Annotated in this window: 18 protein-coding genes; 10 read left to right on the top strand and 8 right to left on the bottom strand. The window is 66.1% G+C overall.

Features of this window, described 5'->3' with window-relative positions:
* Positions 1-19 precede the first annotated feature (19 nt).
* From E4J89_RS01605 to E4J89_RS01615, 3 genes are all read left to right on the top strand, one after another.
* Positions 20-1,747 (top strand): MDR family MFS transporter, encoded by a 1,728-nt coding sequence (locus E4J89_RS01605; protein ID WP_136784336.1) that lies wholly within the window; start codon positions 20-22, stop codon positions 1,745-1,747.
* Between the two features lie 230 nt (positions 1,748-1,977).
* A complete protein-coding gene (locus tag E4J89_RS01610) occupies positions 1,978-3,288 on the top strand; it encodes a S8 family serine peptidase (RefSeq protein ID WP_136784337.1) in 1,311 nt (436 codons plus the stop codon).
* Between the two features lie 42 nt (positions 3,289-3,330).
* The gene (locus E4J89_RS01615) at positions 3,331-3,561 is read left to right on the top strand and encodes a ketohydroxyglutarate aldolase (protein ID WP_136784338.1); all 231 of its coding nucleotides are present in this window, start codon (positions 3,331-3,333) and stop codon (positions 3,559-3,561) included.
* A 15-nt stretch (positions 3,562-3,576) separates the two neighbouring features.
* Here E4J89_RS01615 and E4J89_RS01620 read toward each other — a convergent pair whose 3' ends face one another.
* Together E4J89_RS01620 and E4J89_RS01625 are read right to left on the bottom strand one after the other, a co-directional pair.
* Positions 3,577-4,047: an NUDIX domain-containing protein gene (locus E4J89_RS01620; protein WP_136784339.1), complete on the bottom strand. Its 471-nt coding sequence runs from the start codon at positions 4,045-4,047 to the stop codon at positions 3,577-3,579.
* Positions 4,048-4,064: 17 nt separating this feature from the next.
* Entirely contained in the window at positions 4,065-4,568 is a 504-nt protein-coding gene (locus E4J89_RS01625; protein ID WP_136784340.1) for an A24 family peptidase, read from the bottom strand.
* 58 nt (positions 4,569-4,626) lie between these two features.
* On the opposite strand from E4J89_RS01625, the gene E4J89_RS01630 reads away from it, so the two are divergent.
* The 4 genes from E4J89_RS01630 (at position 4,627) to E4J89_RS01645 (ending at position 8,795) form a co-directional block, all read left to right on the top strand.
* On the top strand, positions 4,627-5,412 hold the full coding sequence (locus E4J89_RS01630; RefSeq protein ID WP_136784341.1) for a hypothetical protein: 786 nt from the start codon (positions 4,627-4,629) through the stop codon (positions 5,410-5,412).
* 347 nt (positions 5,413-5,759) lie between these two features.
* Positions 5,760-6,653, top strand: a complete 894-nt coding sequence (locus tag E4J89_RS01635) for a BTAD domain-containing putative transcriptional regulator (protein ID WP_240691623.1) — start codon at positions 5,760-5,762, stop codon at positions 6,651-6,653.
* Between the two features lie 110 nt (positions 6,654-6,763).
* Positions 6,764-7,420, top strand: coding sequence for a response regulator transcription factor (locus E4J89_RS01640; protein ID WP_169303891.1), 657 nt, complete (start codon positions 6,764-6,766; stop codon positions 7,418-7,420).
* Positions 7,410-8,795 (top strand): ATP-binding protein, encoded by a 1,386-nt coding sequence (locus E4J89_RS01645; protein ID WP_169303892.1) that lies wholly within the window; start codon positions 7,410-7,412, stop codon positions 8,793-8,795. The genes E4J89_RS01640 and E4J89_RS01645 overlap by 11 nt, the downstream gene beginning before the upstream one ends.
* 14 nt (positions 8,796-8,809) lie before the next feature.
* Here the strand turns inward: E4J89_RS01645 and E4J89_RS01650 are convergent, their stop codons facing one another.
* Together E4J89_RS01650 and E4J89_RS01655 are read right to left on the bottom strand one after the other, a co-directional pair.
* A complete protein-coding gene (locus E4J89_RS01650; RefSeq protein WP_240691624.1) occupies positions 8,810-10,207 on the bottom strand; it encodes a PhoH family protein in 1,398 nt (465 codons plus the stop codon).
* A 268-nt stretch (positions 10,208-10,475) separates the two neighbouring features.
* A complete protein-coding gene (locus E4J89_RS01655) occupies positions 10,476-11,237 on the bottom strand; it encodes an isoprenyl transferase (RefSeq protein ID WP_136784345.1) in 762 nt (253 codons plus the stop codon).
* Positions 11,238-11,360: 123 nt separating this feature from the next.
* On the opposite strand from E4J89_RS01655, the gene E4J89_RS01660 reads away from it, so the two are divergent.
* Positions 11,361-12,116, top strand: a complete 756-nt coding sequence (locus E4J89_RS01660; RefSeq protein WP_136784346.1) for a hemolysin III family protein — start codon at positions 11,361-11,363, stop codon at positions 12,114-12,116.
* Between the two features lie 48 nt (positions 12,117-12,164).
* Here E4J89_RS01660 and E4J89_RS01665 read toward each other — a convergent pair whose 3' ends face one another.
* Genes E4J89_RS01665 through mca form a run of 3 tightly spaced genes read right to left on the bottom strand, consistent with a single transcriptional unit; the run spans position 12,165 to position 15,688 of the window.
* Complete coding sequence (locus E4J89_RS01665; RefSeq protein ID WP_205754363.1) at positions 12,165-14,351, bottom strand: thioredoxin domain-containing protein; 2,187 nt, start codon at positions 14,349-14,351, stop codon at positions 12,165-12,167.
* 2 nt (positions 14,352-14,353) lie between these two features.
* Positions 14,354-14,713 carry a hypothetical protein gene (locus E4J89_RS01670; protein WP_136784347.1) on the bottom strand — a complete coding sequence of 120 codons (360 nt, stop codon included), beginning with the start codon at positions 14,711-14,713 and terminating at the stop codon, positions 14,354-14,356.
* Between the two features lie 60 nt (positions 14,714-14,773).
* Positions 14,774-15,688, bottom strand: a complete 915-nt coding sequence (gene mca / locus E4J89_RS01675) for a mycothiol conjugate amidase Mca (RefSeq protein ID WP_136784348.1) — start codon at positions 15,686-15,688, stop codon at positions 14,774-14,776.
* Positions 15,689-15,738: 50 nt separating this feature from the next.
* Here mca and E4J89_RS01680 point away from each other — a divergent pair, with 50 nt between their 5' ends.
* Complete coding sequence (locus E4J89_RS01680) at positions 15,739-16,185, top strand: DUF4307 domain-containing protein (protein WP_240691625.1); 447 nt, start codon at positions 15,739-15,741, stop codon at positions 16,183-16,185.
* Between the two features lie 301 nt (positions 16,186-16,486).
* Positions 16,487-16,978: a transcription elongation factor GreA gene (gene greA / locus E4J89_RS01685; protein WP_136784350.1), complete on the top strand. Its 492-nt coding sequence runs from the start codon at positions 16,487-16,489 to the stop codon at positions 16,976-16,978.
* 105 nt (positions 16,979-17,083) lie between these two features.
* Here greA and E4J89_RS01690 read toward each other — a convergent pair whose 3' ends face one another.
* Positions 17,084-17,659: a rhomboid family intramembrane serine protease gene (locus tag E4J89_RS01690; protein ID WP_240691626.1), complete on the bottom strand. Its 576-nt coding sequence runs from the start codon at positions 17,657-17,659 to the stop codon at positions 17,084-17,086.
* Positions 17,660-17,662: the final 3 nt, after the last annotated feature.

Below are 17,662 nucleotides of genomic sequence, written 5' to 3' on the forward strand. Positions count from 1 at the left end.
CGTTCCGAAGGACACAGCCATGACTACCACTGCTGCGCGCGCTTCCGAGCCGCTGCTGCTGACCCAAAGACGCATCTGGATCATCTTTTCGGCGCTGATTGCCGGCATGATGCTGGCCAGCCTCGACCAGACCATCGTCTCCACCGCGATGCCGACTATCGTGGGCCAGCTCGGCGGAGTGGAGCACCAGGCCTGGATCACCACCGCCTATCTACTGGCCACCACGATTGTCATGCCGATCTACGGCAAATTCGGCGATGTGCTGGGCCGCCGCAACCTCTTCCTGATTGCGATCGCACTGTTTACTTTGGCCTCAGTCGGCTGTGCGCTGGCCACTGATTTTTGGGGCTTTGTCATCTTCCGTGCCTTCCAGGGCTTGGGCGGCGGCGGCCTCATGATCCTTTCCCAGGCGATTATTGCCGACATCGTGCCGGCCAATGAACGCGGCAAGTACATGGGGCCGCTGGGAGCGATCTTCGGGCTTTCCGCCGTCGCGGGCCCGCTGCTCGGCGGCTTTTTCGTGGACCACATGACCTGGCAGTGGGCCTTTTACATCAACATCCCGATCGGTCTGGCTGCCTTCGCCATCGCTTGGTTCGCCCTGACCCTGCCGTCCAAGAAAGCCACCCGGAAGATCGATCTTGCCGGTGTGGTGCTGCTGTCCATCGCTACCACGTGCCTGATCTTCTTCACCGATTTCGGCGGCGATGCCGAACACGGCTGGACCGCTCCGGAAACCTGGGCCTTCGGCGCCGGCCTGCTGCTGTCCGTCGCGGCTTTCATCCGGGTTGAGGCACGCGCCGACGACCCCATCATCCCGTTGTCGCTCTTCCGAAACCCGGTTTTCGTCAACGCCACAGCCATCGGCTTCACCCTGGGTATCGGAATGTTTGCGGCGATCGCTTTCGTACCCACGTTCCTGCAGATGTCCTCCGGCACCTCGGCCGCGGCATCCGGTCTGCTGATGCTGCCCATGATGGTGGGCATGATGGGCACCTCGATCTGGTCGGGACTGGCCATCACCAAAAGCGGCAAGTACAAGGCGTTCCCGATTGCGGGTACTGTCACCACCGCCGTCGCCCTGCTGGCCCTGACCACCCTGTCTGCCGATACGCCGATCTGGCTGATCTGCGCCTATCTCTTCGTCTTTGGTGCCGGCCTTGGCCTGATCATGCAGGTGGTGGTTCTCGTAGTCCAGAACGCCGTGGCACCTGACATGGTCGGGACGGCAACAAGCACGAACAACTACTTCCGCGAGGTGGGCGCAGCACTGGGTGTGGCGATTTTCGGAACGATCTTCACGAACAATCTCTCCGAGAAACTGACTGCCGTCTTCACCGATGCCGGCGCCTCAGCCGCCGACGCCGGCAATGCCACCGCCACCTTGGACCCCCAGGTCATGGAAGCGCTGCCGGAGCCGGTCCGCGACGGTATCGTGACCGCGTACGCCGATTCGTTGGCTCCCGTGTTCTGGTACCTCGTGCCGTTCATCGCTGCCGCCTTCCTGCTGGCACTGTTCCTCAAGCAAGTACCGCTCTCCGACGTGGCCGGCATGGTCGCCCGCGGCGAAGCGATCGGTGGCGAGGAGGCAGAACGCCTGGAAGCGGAACGGCAGGAAGCGGAACATCCGGACCGGCGGCACAGCGTCCAGACGGAGACAAATTCCGGTGGCGACCCGTTGCCAGCAGGGCAGGCATCGCCTACTGCCGATGAGGCAGCCGGACCGCCGTCGGGCGCGCGGAGCTAAGCTTTCCGCATCGATCCAGAGTGTCCGTTTTTGGAGGGCTTCGTCCGTGAGGACGGGGCCCTCCAGCGATTTTGACCTTCGCAGGCTGAAACGATTGAAAATGGCTTGTGCCCTTGGTGGGCCGTCTCTAGTATGAGCGCACACGTGCCCCTTGGGCGGCCGGTGGAAGCCGGATGCGGCAGCTGCCAGATCCATCCCCGGGGACATGCCGAACTGCCCAGGAGGTCTCCATGATTGGCGATTCGCAGACCCCGTCCCTGAGGACGGCCGACTATCCCCTGCCGGAACATCCGAAAACTACTGGACGCTATATCGTCGTCTTCGCCGACCGCTCCGATGACTGCGCCGGCATCCTGGCCGAGGCAGCAGGGCTTAATAACGTGACGGACAGCCGTGACTTCGGCACGCGTGGTGTGGATCCGGACATGGCCTCTGGCGCGGAGGCAACCCTCTTCGCGAACTTGGGCATCGCCGTCGTCGACGCCGCGCCTGACCAAATCGGTGCGCTCCAGGTGAGCTCGGCAGACAAACACCGGGTCCTTTCGGTCTCGCCCGAACTCATCCACGATGTGCTGGGGTCGGCCGACGACTACGTTGCCGGCTACCGCGACGGCGTGGCCGACCTGGCCGGACGTCTGGCGGCAGGCCCGCACACTGGCCGGGACAGCGGTGCCGCACCTGCAGAGTTCGCCGACAACAACAACTTCACGTGGGGGCTTCAAGCGACCAGGGCCGTCTCATCCCCTTACTCCGGACAAGGGGTGCGGGTCGCGGTACTGGATACCGGCGTCGACGGCTCGCACCCGGATTTCGCCGGCCGGGGCATCACCAGCGCGTCCTTCGTCACCGGGGAGCCGCCCCAGGACGGGCACGGACACGGCACGCACTGTATCGGGATCGCGTGCGGCCCCAAGGTTCCCGGGACAGGTCCGCGCTACGGAGTGGCTCACGAAGCAGAGATCTTTGCCGGAAAGGTGCTCAGCAATGCCGGTTCCGGGACCGATGCAGGCATCCTGGCCGGGATCGACTGGGCGGTGGGCAACAGTTGTGCCGTGATCTCCATGTCCTTGGGCGCCGATGTGGCACAGATCCATCCGCCCTACACCGCGGCCGGAAGCCGGGCGCTGGAACAGGGATCGTTGATCGTCGCGGCGGCGGGCAATAATGCCGACCGCCGGAAAGGAGACTTTGGATTTGTGGGCTCCCCGGCCAACAGCCCGTTCATCATGGCAGTGGCGGCCCTGGACCAGGCCCTCGACATCGCGTTCTTTTCAGCCCGCAGCCTCCCGCTGCGCGGAGGGCAGGTGGACAGCGCCGGTCCTGGAGTCTATGTGTACTCGTCCTGGCCCATGCCCAAGCGGTACAACACCATCAGCGGCACCAGTATGGCGACGCCGCATGCTGCCGGCGTGGCGGCGTTGTGGGCGCAATCTACCGGGCGGCGAGGACTGGAACTGTGGGCCACTCTGGTCCAGGAAGCCGAGCGTTTGCCCCTGCTGTCGGTCGACGTCGGCGCAGGGCTGGTGCTTGCCCCGCAATAATCACTTCCCCCGGCCACCCGCCGGAGACATATCATGGGTGGTATGCAGATCACCGTTACGGTGCGCCACGACTACCTCTCCGATACCGGTCGGATTGCCGAGCAGTTGACGGCTGGAGGCATGCACGTGGAAAACGTGCTCTCCACCCTGGGCATGATCACCGGTTCACTTCCGGATGGACAGCGTGCGGCCCTTGCCGGGATCGAAGGCGTCGAATCCGTCGACGAAGACCGCCAAGTGGTCCTTCCACCACCCGACTCGGACGTCCAATAGCTTCGTCCCATTGCCTCAGCGGACAAAGTCGGGGACGCCCGTGGCCCCCAGCGCTGCCTTCAGCCTGGCCCGGTGATAATCGGTCAACTCCGGCAGTTCATCCAGTCCAAACCAGCCCACCTCGGCCGATTCGTCATCGTTGACCCGGGCCTCTCCGCTGACGTACCGGCAGCGGAAGTTCAGCGTCAGGAACTGGGCCTGATCGCCGTTGACGAATTCCATCGGACCTCCCGCATAGATTTCGGCCAGATGTTCAACGACCGCAACGACGCCGGTCTCCTCCAGAACCTCGCGCACAACGCCCACGGCGGGTTGCTCCCCCGGATCCAGGATTCCGGTGATCAGCGTCCAGCGCCCGTTGTCCGCGCGGCGGCCCAGCAGCACCCGGTTTCGGTCATCCAGCACCACGGCTGTGACCCCTGGCAGCCAGAGCAGGTCGTGGCCAATCTTCTCGCGCAGCCGCAGGACGAAATCGGGAGTAGGCATCATCCAAGCCTACGTCGCTACGGGATCAGCAGCGCCACCCACGTTCCCGCAACCATGAACGGCCCGAACGGGACATGGCTGCTCAGGGTGCCGCGCCGCAGCAGCACCAGCAGCAGTCCGTACGCACCGCCCAACAGGAACGAGGCGAACGTTCCCCACAGCAGGTGTTCGAAACCCAGATAACCGAGGTACATTCCCAGCACGCCGGCGAGCTTGACGTCGCCAAATCCCATGCCCGCCGGATAAGCGAACCGGACGGTGAAGTAAAACGCCCAGAGCAAGGCGCCACCGGCCAACACGCGCCAGAAGACCTGGCCGTCGTGGCCGGCCAGCGAGGCTGCGAGCAGCAGCACCGAGGAGACGGCATAGGCCGGAAACACGATCCGGTTCGGCAACCGGTGCGTGCGCAGATCGATCCAGCTCAACCCAATCCCGACGACCAGCAGATAACCGCCAGCGGCCAACAGCAGCCAAAATGCCAGCGTATGGTCGGGCCACAGCAGCACCAATTCCTCGACCATGGACCCAACCTACTGCACCCCGAGCCGGGCCGCGTGACCCGGCCGCTACACTGTGGATATGAACGGCGCCAGCGTGCTGAGAACCGGCGACGCGGCCGGCAATGCGGAAGTTTTCAGATGCCTTTGCCGGTCCTCGCCGTGGAAGTGGGACTCGCTGCGGTTCGAACTGCGCGCCGTCAACCCCGGTGCGGAGGAGGACCCGTCTGCCGGCATGTTGCGTGCGTGGACCCGCCGTCCTGGTGCCCTCCGGGTTGAGTCGGCCGAGGGCCAGTTGCTGTACAGCACCACAGGTATCAACGACTCGCGCGATGGCTTCTACGTCAGCGCCACCCGCAAGTCCTGGTTGCTGCCGCCGCATCTGGTGACACCCGTGTTCAACGGCATCGATCTGGTGAGCCGCCGGCCCGAGGCCGCGTACGGGGAACCGATCTTCGGCAACGGACGCTGGTCGGCGATGCTGGATCCGGTTGAACTGGCCGGCAATGCTCCGGTGGCCTACGAAACTCCCTTCGCCAACCCGGTCGAGATTCATGAACTGAGCGAAACCGAACGCGGGGGCCGCCACACACTGGAGGCCGTCGTCTCGCCCAACCTCACCTACCGGCCCTACGACGCCGACAACCCGCTGCTGCTGGAAGGCCACACTCGGGTGCGGATCGACTGGCGGACGGGAATTTGTGTCTCTGCGGTTGCCTTGGACGGGCCGCTGCAGGGACGCGGCCATTCGCTGACCATTCTGGGTGTGGACGAGTACATGCTCGACGACCTGTTCCTCGAGGTCAGCATGAACCTCACCGATGTGCGGGAACACATTCCTTGGCCGGTCCGGCCTCATCCGGCTTGACCGCTCTGCTCCGGCGCTGACCGGGCCCTGGCTTTGGGGGGACGAGGGCCAGGGCCCGGCGGCGTGGGCTCCGGGCCGACCTGCGGTGCAGCACTGGTACCGCGTGCGCTGCACCGCAGGCCTCGGAGGCACGATGACAGAATCGCCGGGGCTCCTTGGGAAAACCCGGTGTTGTACCGCACCCCCGCAAATTGGGGGTGCAGGAATCCCCCACGATGGGCTGTCCTGCCACGACGATCACATCACACGATGGTTATGTACTCATTGGGGGGTGCATGCTACGAGGGGGAATCGTGGAGCAAATGAGTGGACGGGCCGTGCCCGTTTCAGTTCAAATGATCGGAAATTTGCGTATTTCGCGGGGAAATACCGTGTTGACGGCGGAGAAGCTCGGTGGACCAAAACCACGTCAGGTTCTGGAGATCCTGCTCTTGAACGTCGGTTCGCCGATGTCCAAAGACCGTCTGGTGGACATGTTGTGGGGCGGTCGGGCGCCAGGCGAAGCCTTGGCCACTCTGGAAAGCTACGTCAGCATCTTGCGCCGCAACCTGCAACCCGGCAGTGCCAAGTCCGGGCCGCTGCGCACAGCCAACGGCGGCTACATGATTGACCGGGAGATGGTCGACGTCGATTTGTACCGGTTCCAGCGGCTGCTTCGCGCCGCCGAGTTCGCCTCTCCGGCCAGCGCTTATCCGTTGTTGACCGATGCGCTCTCGCTAGCGTCCGGGCCCCTGCTCGGGGATGAACTAACGCCGGAATGGGCTGAGGAAGCGCGGGCCGCCCACGCGGAGATGGTGCAGCATGCCCAATTGTTGGCGGCGGAGGCCGCGTTGACCCTAGGGCGGGCCGATGAGGCGGTGCTCTGGGCGCAGCGCTGCATCGCTGCCGCTCCGTTGAACGAAGCGGCTTGGACAGCACTCATCGTGGGGCTGGAGCAAAGCGACCGGCATGCCGATGGGCTGCAGGCCTATGAACGGTGCCGGCGTCTCTTCAGCGACGAACTGGGGTGTTGCCCGGGTCCTGGCCTGCAGGAAGTGTACGGGCGGCTGCTGCACGCCACCGCCGAGTCCAGCTTGTCGGAGGTGCTCGGCGCGCTCCTGGTCCTCAACGAACGGTTGGCGCCGTCGGACAACCGCACCCCGACCGCGCATCGGATGGCTTCTGTCCCGCTCGAATCCCATTACGCCGCGGCTGGGGATATCGTCAAGACCTTCCTGACCAAGGCGCTCATGGCCGGCTGAAGAACATGGAGATCTGCCCCGTTCGGAGTATGTACAACCTTTCACTGGCCATGCATACTCATAGTGGGGTCAAGTCCATAGTGTCTTGAGTTGGGGTAAAAATGAGCTCTTTGGGGAATGAGCATGAACTCCGTGTTGCCGTGGTGGATGACCACACCACGTTCGCGGAGCTGTTGTCTGATGCGCTGGGCAGGGAGCCGGATCTGATCAACGTCGGCAATGCCGCCGGCGTTGGTGAAGCGGTCGCCTTGTGCCGTCGGGCCAGGCCGGATGTAGTGATCATGGACTACCACCTGCCCGACGGCAACGGGCTGGACGCCGCCCAACAGATCCTTGCGTCCGAGCCCGCTACCCGGATCATCCTGCTGACCGGCAACCCGTCGCCCGAGGTACTCGCCCGTGCCGCCAGCTCGGGCCTGTGCGGGTTCCTGCCCAAAGACGGATCGCTGTCCACCCTGCTGGAGACCATCCGCTCTGCCAAGAGCGGCAGCATGGTGGTCTATCCCGCCATCCTCAGCCAAAACCGCCGGACGCCCGCTGCCAAGCCGCCGGGTACCCCGGCGTTGACCGAACGTGAGCACCAGGTGCTGGCCTTGATGGCTGCCGGCTACGACGTCCGCACCAATTCCCGGACGCTGGGCATCTCCCAGCACACCTGCCGGGGTTATGTGAAGTCGATTCTGGCCAAGCTCGGTGCCCATTCGCAGCTTGAGGCCGTCGCCACGGCGCAACGGCTGGAGCTGCTGGATGCTGGCCATGAGCGTTGACCTGGGCTCCCGATTCCGGCGCAGCGTGCTCTTCGACTCCGGGAGCGAAGGGCGGAGGCGGAAGGGCTCGGAAATGCAGGCGGCGGTGCGGCGCTTCACGCTGTCCGGGCTGGCAGCCTTGATCATCGTCGCGATTCCTGTGGTCGTGGTGGCCCGTTCCTTGGCCGTCGACCAGGCGCTGGCTCACGTTGCCGAACGCACCAAGCAGATTGTGGAGCATGAATTTGCCCCGGACGTCACGGATGCCCTGCTGGCCGGGGATGCCGCAGCCGTGGCGGAACTGGATGCCGAAGTTGACCCGCTGATCCGCGACGGCCACATTCTCAGGGTGACGGTCGGGGATGCAGACGGGACGATCCTCTATTCGGACCTCGATGAGCTGGTCGGACAGCAGTTCGACCTTCCCGACAACCTCTCGGCCCAGCTCCAGGACGGCACACCCGTCTCGGTGTTGGGCGCGCCGACCGGCGGCCCCGATCTCTTCGAAGTGGACCACGACAAATTCGTGGAAGTCTACGTCCAAGCGACCGGGGGCAACGGCAGCGACTACATCTTCGAGTTGATCTATCCACCGGATGAAATCAACCGCATGGAAGACGAGATGCTCGGCATCCTTCCCGTCGTCCTGGTGGCGCTGGCGGTGCTGCAATTGCTCCAGCTGGCCCCTGCCATCCGCATGGCGCGCCGCCTGCAAGACGACGGCGAAGTCCGCCGCCGATTGCTCCAGCAGTCGATTACCGCTTCGGATCGTGAACGCCAGAAGCTGGCCCGCACCCTGCATGACGATGTCATCCAGGATTTGGCTGCCCTGGCCTACAGTTTGGAATCACGCGAACAGCAGCAGACAAAGCCAGACCACGCCTTCCAGACGCTGGCCAAGAACATTGTCCAGGGCAGCATCGCCAGTCTGCGCCGGATCACCGTGGCGCTGTATCCGCCCGATCTCTCGGCCATGGGACTGCCGGTTGCCCTGGACGGATTGGGCGAGCTGGTCCGGAGACGAGGGGCGGAGTGGCAGTTGGAAATCGAGGCTTCGGCCCCGACGGACATGGTCCGGCCTGCCCTGCTCTACCGGGTTGCACGGGAGGCCGTGACCAATGCCGCCAAGCATGCGTCCGCCCAGGTGGTGCGGGTGTCGCTCAGGGACTGGGGGGACGCAGTGTTACTCGAAATTGTCGACGACGGCGACGGCTTCAGTCCGGCGGATGCGGCGCGCGAAGGCCACCTCGGGCTCCGCATCCTACGCGACACGGTGCATGATGCCGGCGGCACCTTGCATATTGAATCCGCATCGGGTGCCGGAACCCGAGTCTCCGTGACCCTGCCGTCCGCTGGCGTTGACAGCCCGATTCTGGCCAACCGCAGCAACGCCTGATCGGACCGGGCTGGCTAAATCTCCGCGCCCTCCAACAGCTCGGTCACCAGCGCTGCGATGGGTGAGCGTTCGGACCGGGTCAGCGTCACATGGCCGAAGAGCGGATGTCCTTTGAGCGTCTCCACCACCGCCGCAATGCCGTCGTGCCTGCCCACCCGCAGGTTGTCCCGCTGCGCCACATCATGGGTGAGGACGATCTTGGAGTTCTGGCCGATCCGGCTCATCACCGTGAGCAGGACGTTCTTCTCCAGGGACTGCGCCTCGTCCACGATCACGAAGGAGTCGTGCAGCGAGCGGCCCCGGATATGGGTCAGCGGCAGCACCTCCAGCATGCCGCGGTCCATGACTTCCTCGACAACCTCGGTAGAGACCAGCGCGCCGAGGGTGTCGAACACCGCCTGCGCCCACGGGTTCATTTTTTCCGATTCGGAGCCTGGCAGGTACCCCAGCTCCTGCCCGCCGACGGCATACAGTGGCCGGAACACCACGACTTTCCGGTGCTCTCGCCGCTCCAGCACGGCTTCGAGTCCGGCGCAGAGCGCCAGCGCGGACTTTCCGGTTCCGGCGCGGCCGCCGAGTGAGACGATCCCCACCTCCGGGTCCATCAACAGGTCGATCGCCAGCCGCTGCTCTGCGGAACGCCCGTGCAGGCCGAACACATCGCGGTCGCCCTTGACCAGCCGTACCTGTTTGTCCGCGCCGACGCGGCCCAGTGCGGAACCGCGGCTGGACAGCAGCACCAATCCGGTATTGGCGGGCATCTCCGCTGCCGCCGGAATGAATACCGGCTCATGCGCGTACAGAGTGTTGACGTCGTCGTCGGCCGCGTCCAGTTCGGCCACCCCGGTCCAGCCCGAGTCCTTGACCAGTTCGTTGCGGTACTCATCTGCCTGGAGCCCCATCGCGGACGCTTTCACCCGCATCGGCAGGTCCTTGGAGACAACCGTAACGTTGCGTCCCTCGTCGGCCAGGTTCTTGGCCACCGCCAGAATCCGGCTGTCGTTGTCGCCGCCGCGGAACCCGGCGGGCAGCACCTCCGGTGAGATGTGGTTCAGTTCCACCCGCAACGTGCCGCCGTCGGCGCCAAGCGGGATGGGCTGGTTGAGGCCGCCGTGCTGCACGCGCAGGTCGTCGAGCAGGCGAAGCGCCTGGCGGGCAAAATATCCCAGTTCCGGATCGTGCCGCTTGCCTTCAAGCTCGGTGATCACCACCACCGGCAGGATGACTTCGTGCTCGGCGAACCGCAGCAGTGCCCGGGGATCGGACAGCAACACGGAAGTGTCCAGAACATAAGAGGCCCGAGTTGCTTCCGCTTCCCCGGCGGAAACAACAAGACCGGACGAGGTGGCAGCTTCGGGCTGCTTCCCAAGTCCGGTCGTGGCGGTGCGGCGCTGGTTATTGCTGGCGGTCATGCTGGCTCCCGTCCGGAGCACGACGGCTCCGAAGCTCTGGTGCGGGGCGCGGACGGTAGGGCCACCAGGCCGGAACCGGCCTCCCCCGATGCAGCGTTCGCTCTGCGCATCAAACTGGTGGCCTCCCGATCAATCTGCGGATTGCTGACTGATGGTCCCAAATTACGCTGATGTAATTCGCCAGCACAAGAGCCGGAGCCATGTCGAGTTTGCGAATTTTGGATGAACCGAACGACGCCGGCGCGTCAGCTGTTCCTGCCGGCCCGCCTCAGGCGCCGAAACGCCGCTGCCGGCTGGCGTAATCGCGCAACGCCCGCAGGAAGTCGAGGCGCCGGAAGTCAGGCCACAGCGCCTCGCAAAAGTAATATTCGCTGTAGGCGCTCTGCCACATCAGGAAGCCGGACAGCCGCTGTTCGCCGGACGTCCTGATCACCAGGTCCGGGTCCGGCTGGCCGCTGGTGTAGAGGTACTGGGAAATATCGTCCACGGTCAACGCGTCCGCGACCTCCGCCAGGCCCCTGCCGTCGGCCTCTGCGTGGCGCAACAGGCCCTTGACCGCGTCAACAATTTCCCGGCGGCCACCGTAGCCCACTGCCACGTTGACATGGACACCCTCCACGGCTGCGGTTTGCTCACCCAGGCTGCGGAGTTTGGCGGCAAGGTCTGCAGGGAGCGTCTCCAACGCACCGACGGGATGGACGCGCACGTTCTTGCCCTCGCCCAACCGGTCCAAGGTATTGCCGATGACACCCAGCAACTCCCGCAGCTCGTCTTCCGAGCGGCCCATATTGTCCGTGGACAGCATGTAGAGCGTGACCACCTTGACGCCCAGGTCGCCGCACCAGCCGAGGAACTCAAGAATCTTGTCCGCGCCGGCTTGATGCCCTTCCCTCGTCGGCGCTCCGGCCAGCCTGGCCCAGCGCCGATTGCCGTCCACCACCACTCCAATGTGGCCCGGGATGCGGTTTGGGGCCAGCGAGCGCTGCAGGCGACGCTCATAGAGGCGGTAGAGGACGCCGGGAAGTGACACCGCACCCTGCCTTCCTGATCGCCCATTCACGACTTCGAATTCTATCCTCCCGCTCGGGCGGTCCCGAACACACCCCTTGTTACCCGTGAGTAACAAAAGGCGCGCGGGCGCTAGAATATCCGCATGAGTGAACACCGTGCTGCTGCCGGGCCGTACCCACGCGATATTGACGGTTCGAGGGCACGGGTAGAGGCGACGGACGGACCGGTCGAGCGGGCTGTTGAGCAGGTTGCGGACGCACTCAATATCAAACCGAAGTTTCGCGGCTGGCTGCATGCCGGTGCCACTCCCCTGGCCTTGGCAGCAGGGATCGTCCTCGTGGCGCTCGCGCCGACTGCGACCGGAAAATGGGCTTGCGCGGTCTATGCCTTGACCGGGCTATTGCTCTTCGGCGTCAGCGCCGTCTACCACCGCGGCAACTGGAGCCCGCCGGTCAAGCTGCTGCTCAAGCGTCTGGACCATACCAACATCATGCTGGTCATCGCCGGCACCTACACGCCGCTGGCGTGGGCACTGCTGGAACCGCCGAAGGCCACGCTGTTGCTCTGGCTGATCTGGGCCGGCGCCATCGCCGGTGTCGGTTTCCGGGTGCTCTGGCCGCACGCCCCGCGTTGGCTCTACGTCCCGATCTATTGCGCGCTGGGACTCGCGGCGCTGTTCTACTTGCCCGACTTCTTCGCTGCCAGCGTCCCCGCCGCGGTGCTGATCTGCGCGGGCGGCGCGTTCTACATTGCCGGTGCCGTCGTTTACGGAATCAAGCGGCCGAACTTCTCGGTGACCTGGTTCGGATTCCACGAGTTCTTCCACGCCTTCACCGTGGTGGCTTTCGTTTGCCACTACATTGCCATCATGATCGCGGTGCTTGGCTCCACCGGCTAAGGACCGCCGCCGGCGTCAGAGGCGTCCGGCGTTTTGTTGCCTGCGGCGCTAGCGACCTGCCGCGCCGGGCCCTGTCAGGCCGAGCTCCGTCAGCAAGGCAGCGGCGGTTGGCACCGGGCGGCGGCAGACCATCCCGCGGCAGACATAGGCCAACGCGCCGTCCGCCGGAACCGGTTTGTCCGCCAGCAGCGGGGCCGGCCCTTCCTGTCCTGGCTCCGCCGGGTGGCGGGCGACGACGATGCCCGGGCTACCGCTGGCACGCGCAGCAGTGATCAGGTCAGCGGCTGCACCCGGGGCTCCGGTCACGGCCAGCTCGACCGGTCCGGCCGCGAGTGCCTGAGCTGCGGCCAGGCCCCACCCAGCGGCGCGCGGCGCGCGGGCCGCGATCCGACCCAGGTAACCGAGCAGCCGGCCGGCCAGTTCGCGGTGCTTTGCCGACCCGCTGTAGGCCGCGTAGGTGGCCAGCACGCCGGCGAACAGGCTGGTGCCGCTGGGGGTGGCACTCTCCAGCGGGTCAGCCGGCGGAACGGCTCCGGCGGCGGCTGCCACCTGGGCGGCCGGGACAGCCTGGTCGCTGAGCGTGCCGTCCCGCAGGAACACTGTCTCGGCCCGGAGGACCAGCCCCTCGGCGGCGCGGTACCAGCGGCTGTTCCCGGTAGCGGCGTACAGCGAGAACAATCCCTCCGCGCAGCCGGCATAGTCCTCCAGCAACCCTTCAAAGGGCTGCGCCGAACCATCGTGCGAAACGCGGGCCAGCCGGCCGGTGTCGTCCAGATGCACGGACAGCACATAGTTGGCCGCCGCCACGGCGGCCTCGGTGAGGTCGGCCCGGTCCAGCAACTCTCCCGCTTCGGCCAGCCCGGCCACGGCCAGCCCGTTCCAGCCGGCCACAACTTTTTCGTCCCGCGCCGGCTGTGGCCGCTGCTGCCGGGCCGCCAGCAGTACCGGACGCAGCGCCGCCCAGCGGAGCTGTTCGTCGGGTTCCAATGGCCGCCCGGGATGCAGCGTCGACCGCGTGGCGGTGACGTTGCCCCGCTCGCCCACGCCCATGACGGACGCCGCCCAGCCGCCGTCGTCGTCGCCGAGCACCTCGCGCAGTTCAGCGGGAGACCACACATAGGTGGCACCCTCGTGGTGGACGCCGTCGACGACGGTGTCAGCGTCCAGCGAGGAAGCGATGCCCCCGTGGGACAGCTGCAGCCGGTCCACAAGCCACCCGGCAGTGCCCGCCGCGACGGCGCAACCAAGTTCCCGGTCCGGTCCCGCCGGCGACTGGACGGCCCATTGCGTGTAGGCGCGCAACAATTGGACGTTGTCGTAGAGCATTTTCTCGAAGTGCGGCACCGTCCAGCGGCGGTCCACCGTGTAGCGGGCAAAACCGCCCTCAAGCTGGTCGTACAACGCGGACCCCGCCATGGCCCGCAACGTGCGGGCGGACAATTCGGCGGCGAGCTGCGCCGATTCGGAGCGGGACGCTCCGGCATGCCGGAGCAGGAAATGCAGCACGGCCGACGGCGGGAATTTGGGCGCGCCGCCGAAACCGCCGAAGACCGTGTCCTCCTGGCCCGACAAGACTTCGACGGCTTCTTCGAGGACCGCCTGGCGGTCATCTCCCCCGGCGTCGGCGGGCGGCATCCGTACCGGCCCCCATCCGGCCTCCGGGCCTTCGGCCGGCAGCGGCGGGCCGCCACCGTGCTCCACGGAAAGGTCGCCGAGGAGCCCACGGTTCGCCTCCCCTGCCTGTGCCAGCGCCTGCGCCACCGACGCAGCCGTGGTCTCCACGGCCCCGCGCCGCTGCTCCCAGGCCTCCTGGACCGCTTGCAGGACCTGACGGAACGACGGCTGGCCCGGCTGCGGCCGCGGCGGGAAGTACGTGCCTGAGTAAAAGGCCCTGCCGTCCGGCAGGGCGAACACGCTCATGGGCCAGCCGCCCTGCCCGGTCATCAGCTGAGTGGCCGACATGTAGATGCTGTCCACGTCCGGACGTTCTTCCCGGTCCACCTTGACCGGGATGAAGTGCTCGTTCAGATATTCTGCGGTGGCCTGGTCCTCGAAAGACTCCGCCGCCATCACGTGGCACCAGTGGCAGGCCGCATAGCCTATGGAAACAAAAACAGGCACGTCGCGCAGACGTGCCTGTTCGAAGGCCTGGTCACCAAAGGGCCACCAGTCCACGGGATTTCCGGCGTGCTGGCGCAGGTAGGCCGAGGCCTCCGAGCGCAGTCTGCCGGCCACGGTCAGTCCCCGCGGTCCGGACGGCCCGAGCCGCCGCCGGCTTCGCTGGTTCCGCCGGCCGCCGGCGCCTCTCCCCCGGCATAGTGCTCCGTCCCGCTGTTACCGGCTCCGGCGGGTCCGGCCGATCCGGGCCCGGTCTGCCGTGCATCCGCGGCAAGGTTCTCGTCCACTTGCGAGCGGTAGCGGACCCGCCGGATGCGCCGGGTCATGTCCCAGACCAGGAAGACCACGACGGCGGCCAGTGCAAAGGTGAAGAAGAAGCCCCACGGCCCAGGCGAAACCTGGTCCGCGTCGAGTCCGGGCCGGAGGGTGGGCTCGCCGGCACCGGCGGCGACGGCGGCAAGGATCTGGATCAGGGGCAAATCAGTCTCTTTCTGGGTGCAGCCGGGACACGAGGCTCCGGCGCTGGTTGGCTGCAGGCACTATCTTATGCCTGCAAAGAAATCCGTCTCGGGCACGCTGGTCTCCACCCGTGCGTGGATCAGCGAGAAATCCTCCCAGGGCCAGACCGTCCGCTGCATCTCCTCGGAGACGGCGAAGAAGAACCCCGCAGGCTCCACCTGGGTCCGGTGCGAGAGCAACGCGCGGTCGCGGTGGCGGAAGAAGTCGCCGCAGTCGATCTGCGTGGTGGTGCGGTGGTTCGGCATCGGCGGCTGGTGGCCTTCGGCGTCGGCCTCCAGCCATGCCGCGAGGCGCGCCGCGTAGGGCGACTGCAGCCCTGCTTCCTCCAGCGCATAGTGGAGTGCGCGGAACCGCTCCGGGTTGAAAGCACGGTCATAGTAGAGCTTCAGCGGCTCCCAGGCGCTGCCCGCCTCCGGATAACGCTCGGGGTCACCGGCTGCGTGGTACGCCTCCACCGCCACCTTGTGGGCCATGATGTGGTCCGGGTGCGGATAGCCACCGTTCTCGTCGTAGCTGATCACCACATGCGGCCGGAACTCACGCACCAGTTTGACCAGCGGCGCGGCGGCCCGCTCCAGCGGCAGCGTGGCGAAGCTGCCGAACGGCAGCGGCGGCAGCGGGTCTCCCTCCGGCAGGCCGGAATCTGCGAACCCCAACCAGCGCTGTTGGATACCCAACTCGGCCGCGGCCTGCGCCATTTCGACCCGGCGGATCCCGGCAAGGTCCCGGTGCGCCTGCGGATCCGAGGCCGCCTCGGCATTGAGAATGTCTCCGCGCTCACCGCCGGTGCAGGTAGCAACCATCACCTGGACGCCCTCGGCGGCATAACGCGCCATCGAGGCCGCGCCTTTACTGGATTCGTCGTCCGGATGGGCATGGACCGCCAGCAGGCGCAGGCCGTCACTCTGCGCTGGCTGGGATGCATCGAAGCTCACGTGGCTGCTCCTGGGAAATCTGGCGTGGGCGGGAGGATAAACTTGAGGGCGTGAGCACCGCAGGCCCCCGTACTCCTCAGACTTCCTCCAGCTTAACTGTTTCCAACCGTTACGGCACACCACGGCGATCGCTGTCCCGCCGCGCCAAACTTGCGCTGGCTGGCGGAGCCCTTGGAGTCGCCGTTATTGGCGCAGGCTTTTTTGCCCTGGGCCAAAACGGGCCGCAGATTGAGAGCAAGGACGTTGGCTTCACCGTGGCCGACGCCGGACACATCACCGTGGATTTCCAAGTCACCAAGGATCCGGAAGCCACCGTTCACTGCGCGGTGCAGGCCCTGAGCGACAACTATGCGGTGGTCGGCTGGAAGGTGGCCACGATTGGTCCCGCCGACGAAGCTACTTCCGGGACCACAGCGCACCGTGTCCAGCTCAGGACTGAATCCATGGCGGTCTCCGGCGGTGTGGACAGCTGCTGGGCCGACGACGCCAACAGCTGACGCAGCACTCACCGCGGTACCGCGCCATCCGGCCCCTACCGGTCCGGCCGGCCGCACCCCGAATGGGTGAAAACTTCCTTTACCACCTTGTTATTGGGAAATCCGGCGACGGCTGACTACAATTGAGCAAATACATTCCGCCCCGCCAAGCTGGTGAACTGGGAACATCCCAGAACGAATTGATTCACCACCACGGCGGGGTCTTTGCATCAAGTGGCCGCCGGCATGGCGGCCTTTTGTGCAAAGTGCCACCGTGCCGGCACCGCGTCCAGCGGCTCCGGCAGCAATTAAGGAGAACTACGTGTCCACTTCCAGCGCACCCGTCGCCTGGCTCACTCAGGAAGCCTACGACCGCCTGAAGGCTGAACTGGATCACCTTTCGGGCCCCGGCCGGGCAGAGATCGTCGACCGCATCGAACAGGCCCGCTCCGAGGGGGATCTCAAGGAGAACGGCGGCTACCACGCGGCCAAGGAAGAACAGGGCAAGGCTGAAGCCCGGATCCGCCAGCTCACCGACCTGCTGCGGAATGCGCACGTGGGCGAAGCACCGGCAGATGACGGAGTCGTCGAGCCGGGCATGGTCATCGAGGCCAAGGTCGCCGGCGACACCGAGCGCTTCCTGCTCGGCAGCCGCGAGGTTGCCGGCGAATCCGACTTGGACGTGTACAGCGAAAAGTCCCCGCTCGGCGCGGCCATCCACGGTCTGCGGGCGGGAGATTCCACCACCTACGCTGCCCCGAACGGCAAGCAGATTTCGGTGGAAATCATCTCGGCCACTCCTTACACCGGCTGATCAAGCACGCTGACAGACGCGGAAGGCGGGTTCCCTGAGGGAACCCGCCTTCCGCGTCTGTACGGGTCGATAGCCGGCAGCCGTGACGGGCGGACGCCCATGCGGTCAGCCGAGTCGGGGCTTTCGACGGCGCAGCAGCACGGCGGCGATCACTCCGCCGACTGCCCCGAAGAGGTGGGCCTGCCAGGAAATGCCGGGCACCGCCGTCGGCAGCACACCCCACAGCACCGAGCCGTAGAAAATGAAGATGACCGCGGCCAGCAAGATCTGTCGCCAACTGCGGTTGTAGAAGCCGCGCACCAACAGATAGGTCAGCAGCCCGAAGACCACGCCCGAAGCGCCGATCGTCAGTCCCGCGCCCGTCAGCCAGACGCCCAGCCCGGAGGCCAGCCAGCTGCAGGACAGCACCACCAGGAACCGCCGGATCCCTTCCAGCAGCGTCAGGAACCCGAGCACCAGCAGCGGCAGTGTGTTGCTCAACAGGTGGCTGGTATCAGCATGCAGCAGCGGGGCGAAGAGCACGCCGTCCAGCCCGTCCACCCGCCGGGGCGCAATCCCCAGCAGCGGGCTGAAGTAGCCTCCGGCGATCATATTGACCAGAAAGGCTGCCCAGAGCAACACCGCAAATACCCCGGCTCCGGCCAGGGCCTGGGCGGGGCGCAGGGCCTGACTGCCGGCCACGGG

It is taken from the genome of Arthrobacter sp. CAU 1506 (genome assembly GCF_005047635.1).
In the GTDB taxonomy this organism is placed as follows: Bacteria; Actinomycetota; Actinomycetes; order Actinomycetales; family Micrococcaceae; genus Crystallibacter.